The 20,861-nt window shown below is 71.6% G+C and carries 20 protein-coding genes; 14 read left to right on the top strand and 6 right to left on the bottom strand.

Features of this window, described 5'->3' with window-relative positions; genetic code table 11:
• Positions 1–8 precede the first annotated feature (8 nt).
• The 12 genes from ABT245_RS02975 (at position 9) to ABT245_RS02920 (ending at position 10,258) form a co-directional block, all read left to right on the top strand.
• Positions 9–581: a GNAT family N-acetyltransferase gene (locus ABT245_RS02975; protein WP_351727981.1), complete on the top strand. Its 573-nt coding sequence runs from the start codon at positions 9–11 to the stop codon at positions 579–581.
• A gap of 127 nt (positions 582–708) precedes the next feature.
• Positions 709–792 (top strand): putative leader peptide, encoded by an 84-nt coding sequence (locus ABT245_RS02970; RefSeq protein ID WP_309486338.1) that lies wholly within the window; start codon positions 709–711, stop codon positions 790–792.
• Between the two features lie 126 nt (positions 793–918).
• Complete coding sequence (locus ABT245_RS02965; protein WP_351727980.1) at positions 919–2,616, top strand: nitrite/sulfite reductase; 1,698 nt, start codon at positions 919–921, stop codon at positions 2,614–2,616.
• Positions 2,613–2,852, top strand: coding sequence for a hypothetical protein (locus tag ABT245_RS02960; RefSeq protein ID WP_351728235.1), 240 nt, complete (start codon positions 2,613–2,615; stop codon positions 2,850–2,852). Before ABT245_RS02965 ends, ABT245_RS02960 begins: the two co-directional genes overlap by 4 nt.
• Entirely contained in the window at positions 2,849–3,559 is a 711-nt protein-coding gene (locus tag ABT245_RS02955) for a phosphoadenylyl-sulfate reductase (RefSeq protein WP_351727979.1), read from the top strand. Before ABT245_RS02960 ends, ABT245_RS02955 begins: the two co-directional genes overlap by 4 nt.
• Positions 3,560–3,585: 26 nt before the next feature.
• Positions 3,586–4,122 carry an adenylyl-sulfate kinase gene (gene cysC / locus ABT245_RS02950; RefSeq protein WP_351727977.1) on the top strand — a complete coding sequence of 179 codons (537 nt, stop codon included), beginning with the start codon at positions 3,586–3,588 and terminating at the stop codon, positions 4,120–4,122.
• Positions 4,119–5,054 (top strand): sulfate adenylyltransferase subunit CysD, encoded by a 936-nt coding sequence (gene cysD / locus ABT245_RS02945; protein ID WP_351727976.1) that lies wholly within the window; start codon positions 4,119–4,121, stop codon positions 5,052–5,054. Before cysC ends, cysD begins: the two co-directional genes overlap by 4 nt.
• 1 nt (position 5,055) lies before the next feature.
• A complete protein-coding gene (locus ABT245_RS02940; protein WP_351727974.1) occupies positions 5,056–6,390 on the top strand; it encodes a sulfate adenylyltransferase subunit 1 in 1,335 nt (444 codons plus the stop codon).
• A gap of 223 nt (positions 6,391–6,613) precedes the next feature.
• The gene (locus ABT245_RS02935; RefSeq protein ID WP_351727972.1) at positions 6,614–7,726 is read left to right on the top strand and encodes an aliphatic sulfonate ABC transporter substrate-binding protein; all 1,113 of its coding nucleotides are present in this window, start codon (positions 6,614–6,616) and stop codon (positions 7,724–7,726) included.
• Between the two features lie 33 nt (positions 7,727–7,759).
• Positions 7,760–8,539, top strand: coding sequence for an ABC transporter ATP-binding protein (locus ABT245_RS02930; RefSeq protein ID WP_351727971.1), 780 nt, complete (start codon positions 7,760–7,762; stop codon positions 8,537–8,539).
• Entirely contained in the window at positions 8,526–9,416 is an 891-nt protein-coding gene (locus ABT245_RS02925) for an ABC transporter permease (RefSeq protein ID WP_351727969.1), read from the top strand. The genes ABT245_RS02930 and ABT245_RS02925 overlap by 14 nt, the downstream gene beginning before the upstream one ends.
• Positions 9,417–9,424: 8 nt before the next feature.
• Positions 9,425–10,258, top strand: a complete 834-nt coding sequence (locus tag ABT245_RS02920; RefSeq protein ID WP_351727967.1) for a sirohydrochlorin chelatase — start codon at positions 9,425–9,427, stop codon at positions 10,256–10,258.
• A 333-nt stretch (positions 10,259–10,591) separates the two neighbouring features.
• Here ABT245_RS02920 and ABT245_RS02915 read toward each other — a convergent pair whose 3' ends face one another.
• Positions 10,592–11,140, bottom strand: coding sequence for a DUF1697 domain-containing protein (locus tag ABT245_RS02915; RefSeq protein WP_351727965.1), 549 nt, complete (start codon positions 11,138–11,140; stop codon positions 10,592–10,594).
• A gap of 412 nt (positions 11,141–11,552) precedes the next feature.
• Here ABT245_RS02915 and ABT245_RS02910 point away from each other — a divergent pair, with 412 nt between their 5' ends.
• A complete protein-coding gene (locus tag ABT245_RS02910) occupies positions 11,553–13,796 on the top strand; it encodes an MMPL family transporter (protein WP_351727963.1) in 2,244 nt (747 codons plus the stop codon).
• Between the two features lie 566 nt (positions 13,797–14,362).
• Here ABT245_RS02910 and mgt read toward each other — a convergent pair.
• The 4 genes from mgt to ABT245_RS02890 all read right to left on the bottom strand — a co-directional run bounded on the left by mgt (position 14,363) and on the right by ABT245_RS02890 (position 18,892).
• The gene (gene mgt, locus ABT245_RS02905; protein ID WP_351727961.1) at positions 14,363–15,574 is read right to left on the bottom strand and encodes a macrolide-inactivating glycosyltransferase; all 1,212 of its coding nucleotides are present in this window, start codon (positions 15,572–15,574) and stop codon (positions 14,363–14,365) included.
• A 287-nt stretch (positions 15,575–15,861) separates the two neighbouring features.
• Positions 15,862–17,139, bottom strand: coding sequence for an ABC transporter substrate-binding protein (locus ABT245_RS02900; protein WP_351727960.1), 1,278 nt, complete (start codon positions 17,137–17,139; stop codon positions 15,862–15,864).
• A complete protein-coding gene (locus ABT245_RS02895) occupies positions 17,139–17,972 on the bottom strand; it encodes a carbohydrate ABC transporter permease (RefSeq protein WP_351727958.1) in 834 nt (277 codons plus the stop codon). Before ABT245_RS02895 ends, ABT245_RS02900 begins: the two co-directional genes overlap by 1 nt.
• Positions 17,969–18,892 carry a carbohydrate ABC transporter permease gene (locus tag ABT245_RS02890; protein WP_502982059.1) on the bottom strand — a complete coding sequence of 308 codons (924 nt, stop codon included), beginning with the start codon at positions 18,890–18,892 and terminating at the stop codon, positions 17,969–17,971. The genes ABT245_RS02895 and ABT245_RS02890 overlap by 4 nt, the downstream gene beginning before the upstream one ends.
• Before the next feature lie 175 nt (positions 18,893–19,067).
• Between ABT245_RS02890 and ABT245_RS02885 the strand changes: the two genes are divergently transcribed.
• On the top strand, positions 19,068–19,931 hold the full coding sequence (locus ABT245_RS02885) for a phosphotransferase enzyme family protein (RefSeq protein ID WP_351727956.1): 864 nt from the start codon (positions 19,068–19,070) through the stop codon (positions 19,929–19,931).
• Between the two features lie 45 nt (positions 19,932–19,976).
• On the opposite strand, the gene ABT245_RS02880 is transcribed toward ABT245_RS02885, so the two are convergent.
• Positions 19,977–20,690 (bottom strand): exonuclease domain-containing protein, encoded by a 714-nt coding sequence (locus ABT245_RS02880; protein WP_351727954.1) that lies wholly within the window; start codon positions 20,688–20,690, stop codon positions 19,977–19,979.
• Positions 20,691–20,861: the final 171 nt, after the last annotated feature.

The raw sequence follows: 20,861 nt of genomic DNA, 5'->3' as shown, positions 1-20,861 counted from the left end.
TGACCCGCATGAGCAACGTCACCGTGACCACCTGGTCCCTGGAACAGACGTCCCCGGCCGACCTGCTGCCCGCCGCCGCACCCGACAGCGATGTCCGGATCGTCCGCGCCGAGGTCCCCTCCCCCGAGTTCAGTCGCTTCCTCTACGCGTCGGTCGGCGGTGACATCCGCTGGACCGACCGGCTCGGCTGGAGCCACGCCCGCTGGCTGGAGCATCTGGACCGGCCCGGCGTGGAGACCTGGGTCGCCCTCGACCGGGGCACCCCCGCCGGCTATCTGGAACTGGCCCCGCAGGACGACGGTGTCGTGGAGATCGTCCAGTTCGGTCTGATCCCGGCGTTCCGGGGGCGCGGGATCGGCGGCCATCTGCTGTCGTACGGCGCGGGCCGGGCCTGGGACCTCGTGGAGCGGTGGCCCGAGCGGACCCCGACGAAGCGGGTGTGGCTGCACACATGCAGCAAGGACGGGGCGTACGCGATGGACAACTACCTGCGCCGCGGGTTCCGGTTGTTCGACACCAAGGTCGAGGAGGAACGGGAGGTCCCCACGCCCGGCCCCTGGCCCGGCGCATACCCTGCCTGACCTGCGTCGACAAGGTGCCCTGCGGAACGTGTGACCGATGACACCCTCGTCTCGCATGTCGAGACCAGGGTGTCCGCATCACGGACGAAGCTGGACTGTGTCCAGAACGCCGTGACACGCTTCCGTCATGTCTGGAACTGGAATTGCCTTGGTGAGTCGGCGGCACGTCGACCTCGGCCGCATGTCCAGCGCCATCTGTCCGGCGAGCTGAGCATCCCAGCGAAGCCGACATTCCCCGCTTTCCCCCGCTTCTTGCGCAATGGTGCGCAGGAATGCATCTACGCGCCCGCAGCGCAGGTCAGAGCCGTTTCCGCCTGTCCCGAAGGACGTACTCACCATGGCCGCCACTCCGCCGAACCCTGCTGCCTCCGCGCCCCGCCGCAAGGTGAGCCGTCACCGCGGAGAGGGTCAGTGGGCCGCGGGGCACTTCACCCCGCTCAACGGCAACGAGCAGTTCAAGAAGGACGACGACGGTCTCAATGTGCGGACGCGCATTGAGACGATCTATGCGAAGCGCGGTTTCGACTCGATCGACCCCAACGACCTGCGCGGCCGGATGCGCTGGTGGGGGCTGTACACCCAGCGCCGCCCCGGGATCGACGGCGGCAAGACCGCGATCCTGGAGCCGGAGGAGCTGGACGACTCCTACTTCATGCTCCGGGTGCGGATCGACGGCGGACGCCTCACCACCCGGCAGCTGCGGGTCATCGGCGAGATCTCGCAGGAGTTCGCGCGGGGCACCGCGGACATCACCGACCGGCAGAACATCCAGCTGCACTGGATCCGGATCGAGGACGTCCCCGAGATCTGGAACCGGCTGGAGGCCGTCGGGCTGTCCACCACCGAGGCCTGCGGCGACACGCCCCGCGTCATCATCGGCTCGCCCGTCGCCGGCATCGCCGAGGACGAGATCATCGACGGCACCCCGGCCATCGAGGAGATCCACCGCCGGGTCATCGGCAACCCGGCCTTCTCGAACCTGCCCCGCAAGTTCAAGACCGCGATCTCCGGTTCGCCGCTGCTGGATGTGGCGCACGAGATCAACGACGTCGCGTTCGTCGGCGTCGAGCACCCCGAGCACGGACCCGGTTTCGACCTGTGGGTCGGCGGCGGCCTGTCCACCAACCCGAAGATCGGGCAGCGGCTGGGTGCCTGGGTCCCGCTCGACGAGGTGCCGGACGTCTTCGAGGGTGTCCTGTCGATCTTCCGTGACCACGGCTACCGGCGCCTTCGCACGAGGGCGCGGCTGAAGTTCCTGGTCGCCGACTGGGGCGCGGAGAAGTTCCGGCGGGTGCTGGAGTACGAGTATCTGAAGCGGCGGCTGGCCGACGGCCCCGCGCCCGCCCAGCCCGTGGAGCGCTGGCGCGACCACGTCGGGGTGCACCGGCAGCGGGACGGCCGCTTCTACGTCGGCTTCGCCCCGCGGGTCGGCCGGGTGGACGGCGCCACCCTGGCCAAGATCGCCGACCTCGCCGAGGCGCACGGCTCGGGCCGGGTGCGGACCACCGTCGAGCAGAAGATGATCGTGCTGGACGTCACCGAGGAGCAGGTCGACTCGCTGGTCGCGGGCCTGGAGTCGCTGGACCTCACCGTGCAGCCGTCCCCGTTCCGGCGCGGCACCATGGCCTGCACCGGCATCGAGTACTGCAAGCTGGCGATCGTCGAGACCAAGGCGCGCGGCAGCTCGCTCATCGACGAACTGGAGCGCCGCCTCCCCGACTTCGACGAGCCGATCACCATCAATCTGAACGGCTGCCCGAACGCCTGCGCCCGCATCCAGGTCGCGGACATCGGTCTCAAGGGCCAGCTGGTCCTCGACGGCGACGGCAACCAGGTCGAGGGCTACCAGGTGCACCTGGGCGGCGCGCTCGGCCTGGAGGCCGGGTTCGGCCGCAAGGTGCGCGGCCTCAAGGTGACCGCCGAGGAACTGCCGGACTATGTGGAGCGGGTCCTCAAGCGCTTCGCGGCCGAACGCGAGGACGGCGAGCGGTTCGCCGCCTGGGCCGCCCGGGCCGACGAGGAGGCCCTGTCATGAGCGAGCGGGCCGCCCCCTTCTACTGCCCGTACTGCGGCGACGAGGACCTGCGTCCGAGCGAGCAGACCCACGGCGCCTGGGAATGCGCGGCGTGCAACCGCGCCTTCCAGCTGAAGTTCCTCGGGCTGCTCGCCCGGGGCGTGAGCAGGAGCGCCGGCGCCGGCTCTCCGCGGGCGCACGTCCCGGACGCGGGCGGCCTTCGGCCTGCCGACGACGGAGGGCACGATCGCAGATGACGACCGCTCAACAAGACCGTACGAGTGATGAGTTGCGGGCGCTCGCCGAGCAGGCGGGACACGAGTTGGAAGGCGCGTCCGCGCTCCGGATCCTCCAGTGGGCGGCGGACACGTTCGGCCGCCGCTTCTGTGTGACGTCCTCCATGGAGGACGCGGTGGTCGCCCATCTGGCCTCGCGGGTCATGAAGGGCGTCGACGTGGTCTTCCTCGACACCGGCTACCACTTCCCCGAGACCATCGGCACCCGCGACGCGGTCGAGGCGGTGATGGACGTCAACGTCATCACCCTGACCCCGCGCCGGTCGGTCGCCGAACAGGACGCCGAGTACGGCCCGAGGCTGCACGACCGCGACCCGGACCTGTGCTGCCGGCTGCGCAAGGTGCGGCCTCTGGAGGAGGGTCTGAAGGGCTATCAGGCCTGGGCGACCGGGCTGCGCCGCGACGAGTCCCCGACCCGGGCGGGCACTCCGGTCGTCGGCTGGGACGAGAAGCGGCAGAAGGTCAAGGTCTCCCCGATCGCCCGCTGGACCCAGGACGACGTGGACGCGTATGTCGCCGAGCACGGCGTGCTCACCAACCCGCTGCTGATGGACGGCTACGCCTCCGTCGGCTGCGCGCCCTGCACCCGGCGGGTCCTGGCGGGCGAGGACGCGCGTGCCGGCCGCTGGGCCGGGCGCGCCAAGACCGAGTGCGGGCTGCACGAATGACGATCACCGAGACCCAGGAGACGCACGTGACGAACGGAGCCACCGTCTGGCTCACGGGTCTGCCGAGTGCCGGCAAGACCACCATCGCGTACGAACTGGCCGGCCGGCTGCGCGCGGCGGGACACCTCGTCGAGGTGCTCGACGGCGACGAGATCCGCGAGTTCATCTCGGCGGGGCTCGGCTTCGGCCGCGAGGACCGGCACACCAATGTGCAGCGCATCGGCTTCGTCGCCGAACTGCTGGCCCGTAACGGCGTCACGGCGCTCGTCCCGGTGATCGCGCCCTACGCCGACAGCCGCGAGGCGGTCCGCAAGCGCCACGAGGAGAACGGCACGTCGTATGTCGAGGTGCATGTGGCGACCCCGGTCGAGGTGTGCTCCGAGCGGGATGTGAAGGGCCTGTACGCCCGGCAGGCGGCGGGCGAACTGACCGGTCTGACGGGCGTCGACGACCCGTACGAGGAGCCCGAGGCGCCCGATCTGCGGATCGAGTCGCAGCACCAGAGCGTGCAGGAGTCCGCGGCGTCGGTGTACGCCCTGCTCAGCGAGAGGGGACTGGCATGACGACCGTCGCGAAGGCCGGCGAGGGCACGGGCACGCCGTACTCGCTGTCGCATCTGGACGCGCTGGAGTCGGAGGCGGTGCATATCTTCCGCGAGGTCGCGGGCGAGTTCGAACGACCGGTGATCCTCTTCTCCGGCGGCAAGGACTCCATCGTCATGCTCCACCTCGCGCTGAAAGCCTTCACCCCCGCGCCCATACCCTTCGCCCTCCTCCATGTGGACACCGGACACAACTTCCCCGAAGTCCTGGACTACCGCGACCATGTGGCCGCCACACACAGCCTCCGCCTCCATGTGGCCTCAGTACAGGACTACATCGACCGCGGTGTGCTCAAAGAACGCCCGGACGGCACCCGCAACCCGCTCCAGACCCTCCCCCTCACCGAGACGATCCAGCACCAGAGGTTCGACGCCGTCTTCGGCGGCGGACGCCGCGACGAAGAAAAGGCCCGCGCCAAAGAACGCGTCTTCTCCCTCCGCGACGCCTTCTCCCAGTGGGACCCCCGCCGCCAGCGCCCCGAACTGTGGAACCTCTACAACGGCCGCCACGCACCCGGCGAACACGTCCGTGTCTTCCCACTGTCCAACTGGACCGAACTCGACGTCTGGCAGTACATCGCCCGCGAGGACATCCACCTGCCCGAGATCTACTACGCCCATGAGCGCGAGGTGTTCCAGCGCAACGGCATGTGGCTGACGGCCGGTGCGTGGGGCGGGCCGAAGGACGGCGAGAAAGTGGAGAAACGACAGGTCCGCTACCGCACCGTCGGCGACATGTCCTGCACCGGCGCCGTCGACTCCGACGCCGACACCATCGACAAGGTGATCGCCGAGATCGCCGCCTCCCGGCTCACCGAACGCGGCGCCACCCGCGCCGACGACAAGCTCTCCGAAGCCGCGATGGAAGACCGCAAGCGCGAGGGGTACTTCTAGCATGACGACGACGACCACCGAGGACCGTCAAGCCACCACCCTGCTCCGGTTCGCCACCGCCGGCTCCGTCGACGACGGCAAGTCCACCCTCGTCGGCCGCCTGCTGCACGACTCCAAGTCGGTCCTCGCCGACCAGCTCGAAGCCGTCGAGCACGCCTCCCTCAGCCGCGGCAAGGACGCCCCCGACCTCGCCCTGCTCACCGACGGACTGCGCGCAGAACGCGAACAGGGCATCACCATCGATGTCGCCTACCGCTACTTCGCCACCCCCCGTCGCCGCTTCATCCTCGCCGACACCCCCGGCCATGTGCAGTACACCCGCAACATGGTCACCGGCGCCTCCACCGCCGAACTCACCGTCATCCTCGTCGACGCCCGCAACGGCGTCGTCGAACAGACCCGCCGTCACGCCGCCATCGCCGCCCTTCTGCGCGTCCCCCATGTCGTCCTCGCCGTCAACAAGATGGACCTCGTCGACTACCGCGAGCCCGCCTTCGCCGCGATCGCCGAGGAGTTCACCGCGTACGCGAAGGAACTGGGCGTCCCCGAGGTCACCGCCATCCCGATCTCGGCGCTGGCCGGCGACAACGTGGTGGAGCCCTCCGCCACCATGGACTGGTACGGCGGCCCGACCGTCCTGGAGCACCTGGAGACCGTCCCGGTCAGCCACGACCTGGCGCACTGCCACGCCCGGCTGCCCGTCCAGTACGTCATCCGCCCGCAGACCGCCGAACACCCCGACTACCGCGGCTACGCCGGACAGATCGCGGCCGGCACCTTCCGCGTCGGCGATGACGTGACGATCCTGCCCGCCGGCCGGACCTCCAGGATCAGCGGCATCGACCTGCTCGGCACCCCCGTCGAGACGGCCTGGACCACCCAGTCGGTGACGATCCTGCTGGAGGACGACATCGACATCTCGCGCGGCGACCTGATCGTGCCCAGCAAGGACGCCCCGGCCACCACGCAGGATGTCGAGGCGACCGTCTGCCATGTCGCCGACCAGCCGCTGACCATCGGCCACCGGGTGCTGCTCAAGCACGGCACCCGCACCGTCAAGGCGATCGTCAAGGACATCCCGTCCCGGCTCACCCTGGACGACCTCTCCCTGCACCCGCACCCGGGCCGGCTCGTCGCCAACGACATCGGCCGGGTCAAGATCCGCACCGCCGAACCGCTGCCGCTCGACTCGTACGCCGACTCGCGCCGCACCGGCTCGTTCATCCTGATCGACCCGGGTGACGGCACGACCCTCACCGCCGGCATGGTCGGCGAGTCCTTCGCCGCGCCCGAGCCGGTCAAGGACGACGACGACAACGACGGCTGGGACTTCTGAGCATGACCACGACCGATTTCTTCTCGACGTTCGCCAAGGAGGGCGGCCGTGTGGGCAGCGGTGCCCTCGGCAGCGGGCAGGGCGGAGTGGCGCGATGTGTGCGCTGACGTACGCGCACTGCCGGCGCGCCCTCACCCCCCATGCCCCTGACCGAAGACCTGCCGAACTCCCGGCCACGCCCTGAGAGACCGTGACCGCCGGGCCAACGAGAGGAACACCTCCCGTGCCTGCCAACCGCTCCTTCGCACTCCGCCGCGGGCTCGCCGCGGCCGCCGCGCTCCCCCTCCTCGCACTCGCCGCCTGCGGTTACGGCTCCGAGTCCAAGGACAGCTCGTCCGACCAGAAGGTCGCCGCAGGATCCGAGAAGATCGACGGCCTGGACTCCGTACGAATCGGCTACTTCGGGAACCTGACCCACGCGACCGCGCTGGTCGGCAACCAGAAGGGCTTCTTCCAGAAGGAGTTGGGGGCCACCAAGGCCCAGTACGCGACCTTCAACGCCGGGCCCTCCGAGATCGAGGCGCTGAACGCCGGTTCCATCGACATCGGCTGGATCGGCCCGTCCCCGTCGATCAACGGCTACACCAAGTCCAAGGGCAAGAGCCTGAAGATCATCGGCGGTTCGGCCTCGGGCGGAGTGAAGCTCGTGGTCGACCCGGACAAGATCAAGTCTCTGAAGGACGTCAAGGGCAAGCGGATCGCCACCCCTCAGCTCGGCAACACACAGGACGTGGCGTTCCTCAACTGGATCGCGGACCAGGGCTGGAAGGTCGACGCGCAGAGCGGCAAGGGCGACGTCACGGTCGTCCGCAGCGACAACAAGGTGACCCCGGACGCGTTCAAGGCCGGCTCGATCGACGGCGCCTGGGTGCCGGAGCCGACGGCGTCGAAGCTGGTCGCCGAGGGCGGCAAGGTGCTGCTCGACGAGGCCACGCTCTGGCCGGACAAGAAGTTCGTGATCACGAACATCATCGTGTCGCAGAAGTTCCTCGCACAGCACCCGAAGGCCGTCGAGGCGGTGCTGAAGGCGTCCGTCGAGACCAACAAGTGGATCAACGCCAATCCGGAGCAGGCGAAGGCGGCGGCCAACAAGCAGTTGGAGCAGGACTCCGGCAAGGCGCTGTCGGCCGAGGTGCTGGACCCGGCGTGGAAGTCGATCCAGATCACCGACGACCCGCTGGCCGCCACGCTCCACACCGAGGCGGAGCACGCGGTCAAGGCCGGACTGCTGGAGAAGCCCGACCTGGCCGGCATCTACGACCTGACGATCCTCAACAAGGTGCTCAAGGCCGCGGGCGAGAGCCCCGTCGACGCCGCCGGTCTCGGCACCAGCTGACCCGCTCCTACGAGTTCCCAGGAGGTGACGACCATGGCCACGACGTACGCCGAGGCCGCCGAGGCCGTCGAGCACGCGGCACGCCTTGAGCATGTCTCCAAGTCCTTCGCGGGGCCGGGCGGGCAGCAACTCGTCCTGGACGACATCAGCCTCGATGTCGCGCCGGGCGAGTTCGTCACCCTCCTGGGGGCCTCCGGCTGCGGCAAGTCAACGCTGCTGAACCTGGTGGCGGGCCTCGACGAGCCCACCGCGGGTTCGATCACGACGGACGGCCGCCCGGCCCTGATGTTCCAGGAGCACGCCCTCTTCCCGTGGCTGACCGCGGGCAAGAACATCGAACTCGCCCTCAAGCTCCGTGGCGTCGCCAAGCCCGAGCGTCGCACCAGGGCCGAGGAACTGCTCGAACTCGTCCGTCTGAAGGGCGCGCACGGCAAGCGCGTGCACGAACTGTCGGGCGGTATGCGGCAGCGTGTGGCGCTGGCCCGCGCGCTCGCCCAGGAAGGCAGACTGCTGCTGATGGACGAGCCGTTCGCCGCGCTCGACGCCATCACCCGGGACGTGCTGCACGACGAGCTGACCCGCATCTGGGCCGAGACCGGCGTGTCCGTGCTGTTCGTGACGCACAACGTGCGCGAGGCCGTACGGCTCGCCCAGCGCGTCGTCCTGCTGTCCTCCCGGCCGGGCCGGGTGGCCCGGCAGTGGACCGTCGACATCCCGCAGCCGCGGCGCATCGAGGACGCTCCCGTGGCGGAACTGTCCGTCGAGATCACCGAAGTACTGCGTGGGGAGATCCGCCGCCATGGCCAGCACTGAGACGAAGACGGCGGACTCCGCCGAACTGCCCGGCATCGAGGCGGGCCTGGACGCGCTGGAGACCTCCACCGCGGGCCGCACGCCGCTGCGCAAGACCCTCGTCGACAAGGTCGTGCCGCCGGTCACCGCGATCGTCGTGGTCCTCGTGGTCTGGCAGGGCCTGATATCCCTCGGCATCGTCGACGACCCCACCAAGCTGCCCTCCCCGACGGCGGTGTGGCACGAGATCCAGAACGCCTGGCTGCAGGGCACGCTGCTGGAGTACATCTGGACCAGCGTCTCGCGCGGTCTGCTCGGCTTCGGCTTCGCGCTGCTCATCGGCACCCCGCTCGGACTGCTGGTGGCACGGGTGCGGTTCGTGCGCGCGGCCATCGGTCCGATCCTGTCCGGGCTCCAGTCGCTGCCGTCCGTGGCATGGGTGCCGCCGGCCGTGATCTGGCTGGGCCTGAACAACTCGATGATGTACGCGGTGATCCTGCTCGGCGCGGTGCCGTCCATCGCCAACGGGCTGGTGTCCGGCGTGGACCAGGTGCCGCCGCTGTTCCTGCGCGCGGGCCGCACGATGGGCGCGACGGGTCTCAAGGGCACCTGGCACGTCACGCTGCCCGCCGCGCTCCCCGGCTATGTGGCCGGCATGAAGCAGGGCTGGGCCTTCTCGTGGCGCTCGCTGATGGCCGCCGAGATCATCGCGTCGTTCCCCGACCTCGGCGTGGGCCTCGGCCAACTGCTGGAGAACGGCCGCAACGCCAGCGACATGGCCATGGTGTTCGAGGCCATCCTGCTCATCCTGTTCGTCGGCATCGCCATCGACCTGCTGATCTTCAGCCCGCTGGAGCGGTGGGTGCTGCGCAGCCGCGGGCTGCTGGTGAAGGGCTGAGAGACGGCATGCGCACACCGGTCCGCCCCGCGCTCGTGGTGATCGCCCACGGCAGCCGCGATCCGCGGCATGCCGCGACCGTGCACGCCCTGGTGCGGCGGGTGCGGTCGCTGCGGCCGGGGCTGCGGGTGGCGACCGGTTTCCTGGACTTCGACGTGCCGTCCGTGCACACGGCGCTGGAGTCCCTGGCGGCGGAGGGCGTACGGGACGTGGTGGCGCTGCCGCTGCTGCTCACCCGCGCCTACCACGCGAAGGCGGACGTGCCCGCGGTGCTGCGGGACGCCCCGCCGCGGCTGCGGATCCGGCAGGCCAATGTGCTCGGGCCGTCGCCGCTGCTGCTGACGGCGCTGGAGCGGCGGCTGCGGGAGGCCGGGGTGACACCGGCCGACAAGCCGTCGACCGGGGTCGTGCTGGCCTCCGCGGGGTCCACGGACCCGGAGGCGATCGCGGTGATCGCCGGCATCGCACGGGAGTGGCGGCGCACCGGATGGCGCGCCGTGCGGCCCGCGTTCGCCTCCGCCGGATCGCCCGCGGGGTTTCCGCCCACCGAGGAGGCGGTGCGGGAACTCCGCGGTCTGGGCTGCGCCCGGGTGGCGGTCGCGCCGTACGTCCTCGCGCCCGGTTTCCTGCCGGACCGTATCGCGCGGGGCGCGCGGGACGCCGGGGCGGACGTGCTGGCCGATGTGCTGGGTGCGGGTGCGGGTGCGGAGGTGGCGCGGGTGGTGCTGGAACGGTACGACTCCGCCGGGTCAGCCGGATTCGCCGGGGGGCGTCGGCTGCTGGGGGCGGGTGCGGGTGCGGGTGCGTGGAGGCCTCTCGCGCAGTTCCCCGCGCCCCTATAGGGCGCAGACGTCGTCTCTCCGGTGCGGGTGCGTCGTGGCTGGGCGCGCAGTTCCCCGCGCCCCTATATCTAAAGGCGCAGACCAGCCGCGGGTCCCGAGCAGTCGGCGTGACACGGGGGTCAGATGCGGCCGGTTCTCCTCGCAACGCGGTGGCCGGGCGCCCTTTGCCGCGGGTCGCGGCCACACCGCACCTGACGCCGCGGGCCCCGCCCTCCGGGCGGACGACGCCACTTTCGAAACACGCCCTAGGGAGCACCCGGCGCGGCCTCTTGAACAAATGCGACAGCCCGCGCGTGATCCTTTTCCGGGCGCCGTGCCTCGGGCCGCGCAGGGTCACTGTGCCGTGGCGGTCAGCTCCACGAGTTTGAGGACGGTGTTCCAGTTGCGGCTGGTGGCGATCACGTCCCTGGTCCGGCGGGGCCGGGACAGGGCCTCCGCCAGCTTGGAGCGGCCGAGGCCGTCCGGCGCGTACAGGTACAGGACGCGGTCGCCGAGCCGGAACTCCTCGGGGCGGTGGGCGGCCGTGTCGATGTCGGCGTAGCGGGCCGCGTCGACCGGGGCGGAGAAGTAGGTGGCGTGGAGCTGTCGTCCTTCGAGGTCGGCGGCCGGGAAGGGGCAGGCGTCGGCGACCGCCTTCAGATAGGCGTGGTCGCGCACGATCACGTCCACGTCGAAACCGAACCGCTCCCTCGACGCCCGGCTGATCTCCGCGGCCAGGGACTCCTCGTCGCCGTGGTCCGCGGCGAAGACCGCCTGTCCGCTCTGCAGATAGGTGCGCACGCGGTCATGGCCCAGGCCCTCCAGAAGCCCGCGCAGCTCGGCCATCGGGAGTTTTCTGCCGCCCACGTTGATTGCGCGCAGCAGCGCCGCGTACGTCGTCATCCGCACACGATAGCCACGAGCGGCCGTCGTGCCCCGTGGGGGCGGGCACGACGGCCGTGCCCGTGGTCGCGGGCTGGGCGAAACTCTCGCCGATCGCGGGGGAGGGAGCAACCCCTCCACGCGCCTGTGAGCCGTTCAACAAGCTTGCGCCGGCACAAAGCGGATTCTTGGCCCGGATCGGACGCGGCGCGTTCGGCGACCCTGATCCCGCTCCCCGCGGCCCCGGACAGGTGTAGGGGGCAACCGTACTCCTGGGCGATGAGCCCCCGGAGTCCCACGGAATGACCCGGGCCGGCCGCAGTTCACCGGGCAGCACGACGAGACGCGCTTGTTCCGCACCTACCTTCGAAGCGACACGCAGCGAACGTGTGGCGGCCGAAGCCGTCACCGCATACGAGGGGGCAAGCCCGTCATGGGGAACGGAGATTCGCGGGTGCGGGGCCTGGCCGCCCGGGCCGGCGGCTGGAGCGCACGCCACCGATGGGCTGCCGTCGGCATCTGGGTGCTGTTCGTCGTCCTGGCCACGGGGCTCGGTTCGGCCGCGGGACGGGTCGATGTCAACGCCAGCGATCAGATGGGAGGCGAGACACACACCGCGGCGAAGATCATCGATGACGCGGGGATCAAGGAACCGGCCGGCGAGACCGTGCTGGTCCAGGCCCGGGACGGCTCGGTCAAGTCCACCGACGCCGCGTTCAAGGCAGCCGTCGCCGATGTCGTCGAGGCGGTCGGGGCCACCGGCAGGGTCACCGGTGTGACGTCCCCGTACGACTCGGGGACGATCTCGAAGGACGGTCGCAGCGCGCTGGTGCAGTTCGACATGCGCGGCGACGCGGAGACCGCCGCCGACCGGGTCGAGCCGGTGCTGAAGGCCGTCGAGGGTGTGCAGAAGGACCATGGGTCGCTGCGGATCGAGGAGATCGGCGGCGCCAGCATGAACAAGCAGTACCAGGACGCCTTCGGGTCCGACTTCCAGCAGGCCGAGTACTCCGCCGTGCCGGTCGCCCTCGGCATTCTGCTGATCGCCTTCGGCACGCTGGTGGCCGCGCTGCTGCCGGTGGCGCTCGCGCTCACCGCGATCATGGCGACGATGGGTCTGATGGGCCTCGTCAGCCACCTCCAGCCGATGAGCGACACCGCCAACTCCGTGATGCTGCTGGTCGGTTTGGCGGTCGGTGTCGACTACTGCCTGTTCTATCTGCGCCGGGAGCGCGAGGAACGGGACGCCGGGCGGGACGCGGGCACGGCCCTCAGGATCGCCGCCGCGACCAGCGGGCGCGCGATCATCGTCTCCGGTGTCACGGTGTGCGTGGCGATGGCGGGCATGCTCTTCACCGGGATCGCCGAGTTCGAGGCGATGGGCCTGGCCTCGCTGATGGTCGTGGCGGTCGCCATGGTCGGGTCGGTGACGGTGCTGCCCGCGCTCCTGTCGCTGCTGGGCGAGCGGGTCGAGAAGGGGCGGATCCCGTTCCTGCGCCGGCGCAGCCGTGGCGTTCCCGCCGAGAGCCGGTTCTGGACCGCCGTGCTGCGGGGCGTGCTCGCCCGGCCCATGGTGTCCGTCGTCGTCGCGGCGGGCGCGCTGCTGACCCTCGCGGCGCCCGCGCTGGGCATGAAGACCTCGCAGCTCACACTGGACCAGGAGTTCGGGGACGGGCTGCCCATCGTGCAGACGTACAACCGGGTCAACGAGGCGTTCCCAGGAGGCTCCGAGCCGGCCGAGGTGGTCGTGAAGGCGCGGGACATCAACGCGCCCGAGGTCAAGCAGGCGCTGGCCGACTTCAAGCAGCAGGCGGTCGACTCGGGCGCCTCGCGCGGTCCGGTGGGCATCACGCTGCACGACGCGCAGAACGTCGCCCTGGTGTCCGTGCCGCTGGTCGGCGGCTCCGACATGGACAAGGCGGGCAAGAGCCTGGAGAAACTGCGCGACGACGTGCGGCCGGCCACGCTCGGCAAGGTCGACGGTCTCAAGGCGCCGATCACCGGTCAGGTCGCCGGTTCCAAGGACTTCAACGACCAGATGGCCAGCTCCGTCGTCCCGGTCTTCGCGTTCGTGGTCGTCTTCGCCTTCCTGCTGATGCTGCTGTCGTTCCGCTCGCTGACCGTCGCGATCACGTCGATCGTGCTGAACCTGCTGTCGGTGGGCGCGGCCTACGGCATTCTCGTCGCCGTCTTCCAGCACGGCTGGGGTGCCTCACTGGTGGGGGCGGAGGGTGTCGGCGCGATCGTCACCTGGCTGCCGCTGTTCCTCTTCGTGATCCTGTTCGGGCTGTCCATGGACTACCACGTGTTCGTGGTCTCCCGGATCCGCGAGGCACGGCTGCGCGGGCGCGGCACGAAGGAGGCGATCCAGCACGGGGTGGTCACCACGGCGGGGGTCGTCACCAGTGCCGCGGTCATCATGGTCGCCGTGTTCGCGATCTTCGGCACGCTGTCCATGCAGTCCATGAAGCAGATGGGCGTGGGCCTCGCGGCGGCGGTGCTGATCGACGCGACCGTCATCCGCGGTGTGCTGCTGCCGGCCGTGATGGCGCTGCTGGGCGAGCGGAACTGGTATCTGCCGAAGTGGCTGCACCGGCTGCCCGACCTCACCCACGACGAGTCCCCGGAGCCCCCGGCCCCGACGCACCGTGCCGAGGGCGAACCCGTACGAGTCTGACCCCGCCCCACCCCCTCCACGAGGGCCCGCCGTTCCCCCCGGGAAACGGCGGGCCCTCACCCATCCCGCCACCGAAGCCACGCCCCCGACACCCACCCTTGGCCATGGGCCCCATGCGCCGTCCCGTCCGAGGCACGGGACCCATACGCCCTCCCGCCCGGATCACGGGATCCATACGTCGTTCCGCCCGGATCACGAGACCATGCGCCGTCCCGCCCGGGCCACGAGACCATGCGCCGTCCCGCCCGGGCCACGAGACCATGCGCCGTCCCGCCCGGGCCACGAGACCATGCGCCGTCCCGCCCGGGCCACGGGATCCGTACGCCGTCCCGCCCAGGGCCCGGGGGCGCCGACCCCGGAGCGCGAGCCCGCGGTTTCCAACCCCAGCCCGCGAAAGCCACACGAGCCCCGTCTCCCGCCCCAGTTGGGCGCGACGCCGACACGCACCCGTGCCCTCGTCGTCCCCTGCCCCCCGCCCCCGCCCCCGCCCCCTGTGCCCCGTGCGCCGTGCCCCGGCCGGAGTCCGTGCTGGGATGCGGTCCCGCTCGCGCGCCGCGGGGGCCGGGTCAGTGGCGGTGGGTCGGGAGTTCGGCCTCGATGAGGTCGGCCGCTCGTGGGGTGCCGCCCTCCTGGGCCATGTCGGACTGGATGCGCTTGAGCCGCCGGGCCACCTCGGGGTCGTCGACCAGGGCGAGCGCCGTGGCCCGCAGCGTCGCGGCGTCCGCCTGCTCGGTGTCGAGGCGTCGGGCCACCCCGAGCCCCTGGAGCACATCGGCGTTGCCGAACTGGTCCGCGGCCTGCGGTACGGCGATCATCGGCGTGGCCGTGGCCAGTCCCTCCTGGCTGCCGCCCGCGCCGGCGTGCGTGACGAACAGGTCGGCCTGCCTCAGGATCGCCAGCTGCGGAACCCAGGTGCGCACCTCCACATTGGCGGGTACGACGCCCAGGTCGCCGAGGTCGACGTGCCGGCCGATCTGGAGCACCAGGTGCCAGCCGGGCAGGTCCCCGAACGCGGCGACGCACTCCCGGTAGAACGCGGGCTGCTTGGTGAACGCCGAGCCGAGCGACACCAGCGCCACCTTCTCGGCGTCGGCCGGGCGCCGCCAGTCGCCCTCGGCAAAGCGGTCGCCCTGGCAGGCGCCGACGAACGTGTGGACGCGCTCGTCGACCCGGTCGGCATGCGGCTGGAGCGCCTTCGGGATCAGGACGATGGAGCGTGCGGGGCGGCCGGCGAACGGATCGGGGTGCTGGGTGATCCCGTTCTGCGCGAGCCAGGACTCGAAGCGGGCGTAGTAGGCCCGGCCGCGCTCGGTCTTCCGCGGCTCGGCCCACAGCGGCTCGGCGACCTCCTCCTCGTAGCCGTCCCAGGCGACCAGGTTCGGCGAGAGGGAGATCGCGGGCACGCCCCACCGGTGGGCGAGGACCCTGGCCGGGTAGGAGGCGATGTCGTGCAGGACGAGGTCGGGCACGCCGTGCCCGCCGTGCTCGTAGGCCTCGATCAGCTGGGGCAGTGCCTGGATCGCGTCGTTCAGGAAGGGCTCCACGTTGTCCAGCAGGGTGCTCCCCCAGGCTTCGGGGTCGGCGTCCGGGCCGGGCAGCGTGGAGGTGTAGCGCACCGGCTGGGCCCCGGTCGCGGCCACCTTCTCGGCGAAGGCCGGCGGGATCGCGTACGTCACCCGGTGCCCCCGCGCGACGAGTTCGCGGATCACCTCCAGGCTGGGGTTCACATGGCCGTGCGCGGCGATGGAGAACATGGCGATATGCGCGGGAGTGGTCATACCGTGAGGCTAGACAAGACGATACGTCTCGTGCAACGAGGTTTCCGACCCCCTGCCCAGCAGCCGACACCCAGCAGCCCACCGCCGGCTGAGCGTTGGTGCCGCGGGTCAGCGTTGGTGCTGCACGTCACCGCCGGTGGCGCGGGTCAGCTTGGTCCAACCCCCGCGCGCGAAACCGGCCCCGCGCGCACGGGACGCCCCGAGGTGGCGCCGCGCCGAGACACATGCCCGCGAGCCCGGGGCTCGCGGGGGTGCGGGGCCGCCGGCCCGGGGTCTTGGGGTGCGGGTCAGCGTTGGTAGCGGGAGAGGATCAGGTTTCCGTCGTGTTCCAGGCGGTGGCGGAGTTCGTCCAGGCCGACGGCTCCGCTGTAGTACTCCTGGAGGGCCGGGGTGGCGACCTTGTCCTTCCATTCCGGGTAGCCGCGCACGGACTGGGCGGGTGCCGGGCTGAGGTGGGCGGCCAGGGCGGCCCCGACCGCCCAGCCGTCCTCGGCGGTGTGCAGCGCCGGGTCCCGCAGGGCCCTGGCGCCGGTGGGCAGCATCCAGTCGCCGAGGGCGAGCCGCACCATGTTCCCGGGCCGCAGCAGGAAGTCGACGAACGCGGCGGCCTCCTTCTTGTGCGGGCTGTCCTCGGCGATGGACAGGGTCTGCGGGCTGACCCCCTGGGTGAGCCCGTCGGCGCCGGCCGGGGCGGGCAGCACCTGCCACTCGAAGCCCTCGGGTGCCTGCTGCGCGACCTGCTGCCGGTAGGAGAAGCCCAGCGGGACCATCGCGTACCGGCCGCCGAAGAACCCGGGCAGCGTGTCGGAGCCGCCGCTGCCCAGCGTCGATCCGGGCGCGCTGCGATCGGCGACCTGATCGCGGACGGTGCGCGGCACCACCGCGTCGCCCGCTTCGAACCGCACCGTCACCCGGCCGTCCGCGCCCCGATGGAACAGCCGGCCGCCCGCGGACAGGGACAGATTGAGCGTGGCGGAGACGGGCTCCTTGAGCGGCCAGGCCACGCCGTACTTCCCGGCTCCGCTCAGCCGCGCGGTCACCTGCCGGAACTCGGCCCAGCTCCACGGGCGTTCGGGCGTCGGTATGCGCACGCCGGACGCCCGCAGCCAGTCCGCGTTCGCGATCAGCACCCGCGGCTCCTGAAGGAACGGCACGCCATAGATGCCGTCCCCGAACGTGGTGGTCCGCCAGCTCCGGTGAGGTATGTCCGACGTGAGCCGGTCGGACAGCAGGTCGGTGAGATCGGCGAGATAGCCGCCGTAGGCGAAGTCCGCGAGGTCGTCGGAGGAGTCGTGGACGATGTCCGGGGCCTCGCCGCCCTCGAAGGCGGTGAGCAGTTGGTCATGGACGCTGTCCCAGCTTCCCTGGACGTACTCGACCCGGACACCGGGATGCGTGGCGTTCCACTCCCGTACCAGTTCCCTGGTGGCGGCCACGGACTCCTGTTGCCAGGCCAGGGACTGGAACCGCAGCCGGATCGGGCCGGTGCCGTCCCCGTCTTCGAAGGAGCAGCCCGCGAGGAGCAGCAGCAGTGCGACGAGCAGCGTCGCCGTGCGGGTGCGCATCAGCTCTTCACCGCCCCGGCGAGCATGCCGCCGGTGATCCGTCGCTGGATGAGGGCGAACACCAGCAGGGACGGCAGGGTCGCGAGGGACGCGGCGGCGGCCAGCGGCCCCAGGTCCAGGGCGCCCTCCGCGCCGATGAAGTGGGTGAGGACGACGGGCAGGGTCTGTTTCTCCGGGGTCTTCAGCAGCACCAGCGCGAAGAAGAACTCGTTCCACGCGGTGACGAACGCGAACAGCGCCGTCGCCACGATCCCCGGCGCCAGCAGCGGCGCGGTCACCGACACCAGGGTCCGCAGCCGCCCGGCCCCGTCGACCGCCGCGGCCTCCTCCAGTTCGGCCGGCACCGCCCGCACATAGCCGGTGAGCATCCACAGGGCGAACGGCAGCGCCCACACGACGTAGACCAGGATCAGCCCGGCCAGGGAGTCGATCAGCCGCAGGCTCTTCAGCACGAGGAACAGCGGGATGATGACCAGGACGAAGGGGAACGCCTGGCTGACCACCACCCATCCGGTGGCCGCCCGGGACAGCGCCGTGCGGCGGCGGGCGACCACGTACGCCATCGGAGTCCCGATCAGTACGGCGATCACCGCGGCCCCGAGCGCGGCGAGCAGGGAGTTGAGTGCCGCGTGCAGCAGCGGCTGCTCGTCGAAGGCCTGCCGGAAGTTGGCCAGTGTGGGATCCCGCGGGATCCAGGTGGGGTGCGCGCCGCCCAGTTCCCGCGGCGACTTGAACGCGGTGGAGACCAGCCAGAGGAACGGCAGGGCGAGGAAGGCGAGATAGCCGAGCAGCGCCGCGTACTGGCCGAGCCGTGCGCCGGTACGGGTCCTCACGCCTCGTCACCTCCCCGCAGCCGCCCTGCCAGGAAGACGGCCAGGAGTACCGAGATCACCGCGACCATCACGCATCCCATCGCCGCCGCGTAGCCGAACTGCCCGTAGCGGAAGGCCTCTTCGTAGGCGAACAGCATGGGCAGCCGGGTGCGTCCGCCGGGGCCGCCGTTGGTCAGCACATAGACCAGGGCGAAGGAGTTGAAGTTCCAGATGAGGTTGAGGGCGGTGATGGCCAGGGCGACCGGTCTGAGGGCGGGCCAGGTGACCGTGCGGAACCGGCGCCAGGCGCCCGCGCCGTCCACCGCCGCCGCCTCGTGCAGTTCGCGCGGGGTGTTCTGCAGCCCGGCGAGCAGGGCGACCGTGGTCTGCGGCAGGCCGGCCCAGACCCCGACGACGACCACCGCGGGCAGGGCGGTGCCGAGCCCGCCGAGCCAGTCCCGGCCGTCGCCGAGGCCCAGGCCGCGCAGGGTCTCGTTGAGGACGCCTGCGTCCGGGTGGTAGACGAGCCGCCACATCAGGCCGACGACGACCTCCGGCATGGCCCAGGGGACGATCGCCAGCGCGCGGGCGAGCCAGCGCAGCCGCAGGTCCTGATCGAGCAGCAGAGCCAGGCCCAGCGCGAGCAGAAACTGCGGGACGGTCACCGCGACGGCCCACACCAGCCCGATCCGGAACGACTCCCAGAACAGGGTGTCCTGGAGCAGGTCCCGGAAGTTGAGCCCGCCGATCCACCGCGTGGGCGCGGTGCGGCCGGACTGGGCGTCGGTGAACGCCAGCAGGATGCCGTACAGCAGCGGCCCCACGCTCAGCACCAGGATGGGGATCAGGGCGGGCAGCACCAGGAACCAGGCGCCGTGCCCGGTGGCCCGCCCCGTGGACCGCGCCTCCGGTCGCCCTCTCGCCTCGGTCAGCACTGCCACGGCGTCTCCCCCCTCTGCGCGGCCCGTGCGGGCCCCGTCATGGTCGTGATGGCGGCGGGCCGCGTCAAGGCATCGCGTCCAGGCCGCGACCTGTACGGATGCGAGACTGGCCGACGGGCGACGCCACCGGGCGACGCCATGGGCACGGACACGCACACGGACACGGAGGCGGACGATGGACGAGGCACGCGCACGGGACGTACTGGCCACGGCAGGGGTGCTGCCGGGGCCGGCCCGGGGCGCGCGGATTCTCGCCCTGGGCGAGAACGCGGTGTTCGCCGCCGGTGATCTGGTGGTCAAGGTGGGCCGGGACGCCGACCTGCTGGACCGGGCGCGGCGCGAGCTGCGGATCGCCGGATGGCTGGCCGAGGCGGGCGTTCCGGCGGTGCGTGCGGCCGACCCGGAGGCCCGGCTGGTGGACGGGCACCCGGTCACCGTGTGGCACCGGCTGCCCGCGGCCCTGCGCCCTGCCGAACCACGGGACCTGGCCGAGGTGTTGCGGCTCGTGCACGCCCTGCCCGCCGCTCCCTTCGAGCTGCCGCCGCGTGAGCTGCTGGCCGGCGTGGAGCGCTGGCTGCGGCTCGCGGGCGACACGATCGACCCGGCGGACGCGGCGTATCTGCGCGCGCGGCGCGACGGTTTCGCGGTGGCCGCCGCCGCGTTGACCCCTCGGCTGCGGCCGGGCCCCATCCACGGGGACGCGCTCCCCCGCAATGTGCACATCGGCCCGGACGGTCCGGTCCTGGTCGACCTGGAGACCTTCTCCGCCGACCTGCGCGAGCACGACCTGGTGGTCATGGCCCTCTCCCACGACCGCTACGGCCTGCCCGCCGCGGCCTACGACTCCTTCACCGAGGCGTACGGCTGGGACGTGCGCGCCTGGGAGGGCTGCTCGGTGCTGCGCGGAGCCCGGGAGACGGCCAGCTGTGCCTGGGTCGCCCAGCACGCCCCGGCCAACCCCAAGGCCCTGGCGGAGTTCCGCCGCCGGGTGGCCTCGCTGCGCGACGGCGACGAAACGGTGCGCTGGCACTCCTTCTGAACCGCCGCCGACCGGACCTCGCCCCGCCCTCGGCCGACGCGGGTGTCAGTGGACGTAGGGCACGAGCGGCCAGGCGGGCTCGACGGTCGCCGCGGGGTTCGAGGTGCGGCGCAGATAGCGCTGGAGCGAGGCCGCCTGTTCGGCCGCCGCACGGACCTGGAGGTCGTGCAGCTCCGTCGGGGCCAGCGTGCCTATGACCGCGTGTCTTGCGCCCATGGAGCGCGCCGCGCGCGCCGCGGCCACCGCGTCCGCGACCGCGTTGTGCGCGTCGTCGAGCGGCACCCCGTAGTGCTCGCAGAGCGCGCGGAGGTTGCGCGACCCCTTCCGGTAGCGGTCCACGTGTTTGTCCAGGACCAGGGGGTCGATGACGGGCGACGCGCCTGCCCGCAGCCGGGCCGCCAGCGGCCGCATGCCGTGGCGTCGGCATTCGCGGTCCAGGAGCGAGAGGTCGTAGCGCGCGTTCATCACCACCAGCGGGGTCCCCGAGTTGAGCACTTCGGCCACCGTCGAGGTGATCTCCTCTATCGCGGGAGCCGCCGACACGCCGTGTCTGCGGGCGTGTTCCGTGGAGATGCCGTGGATGGCGGACGCCTGGTGCGGGATGGTGACCCCCGGGTCGAGCAGCCAGGTCCGGGGTTCGGGCGGGCGTCCGTCCGCGTCCACGGCCACGACCGCTGCGGTGACGATCCGGTCGGTCTCGATGTCGGTCCCCGTGGTTTCCAGGTCGAAGGCGACCAGCGGTCCGCTGAGCCAGCTCATCGCAGGACCCCGCTCGCCGCCGCGGCCCGGAGGGCCCGGGGCCCTGCCGAAGCGCGAGGACGACAGGCCGTGTTGACGGCTGCGACGGCAGTGACGGCGCGCCACTCGCGCGGCCTTCTCCCGGTCGTCTCCAGGTCGGAGCCGATCAGCGGCTCCCGGTGCCGGCCCATG

Origin of the sequence: Streptomyces sp. NPDC001508, from assembly GCF_040298665.1 — a bacterium.
In the GTDB taxonomy this organism is placed as follows: Bacteria; Actinomycetota; Actinomycetes; order Streptomycetales; family Streptomycetaceae; genus Streptomyces.
Note: the sequence above shows the minus strand (reverse complement) of the source record. Positions and strands in the feature narration are given on the sequence as shown.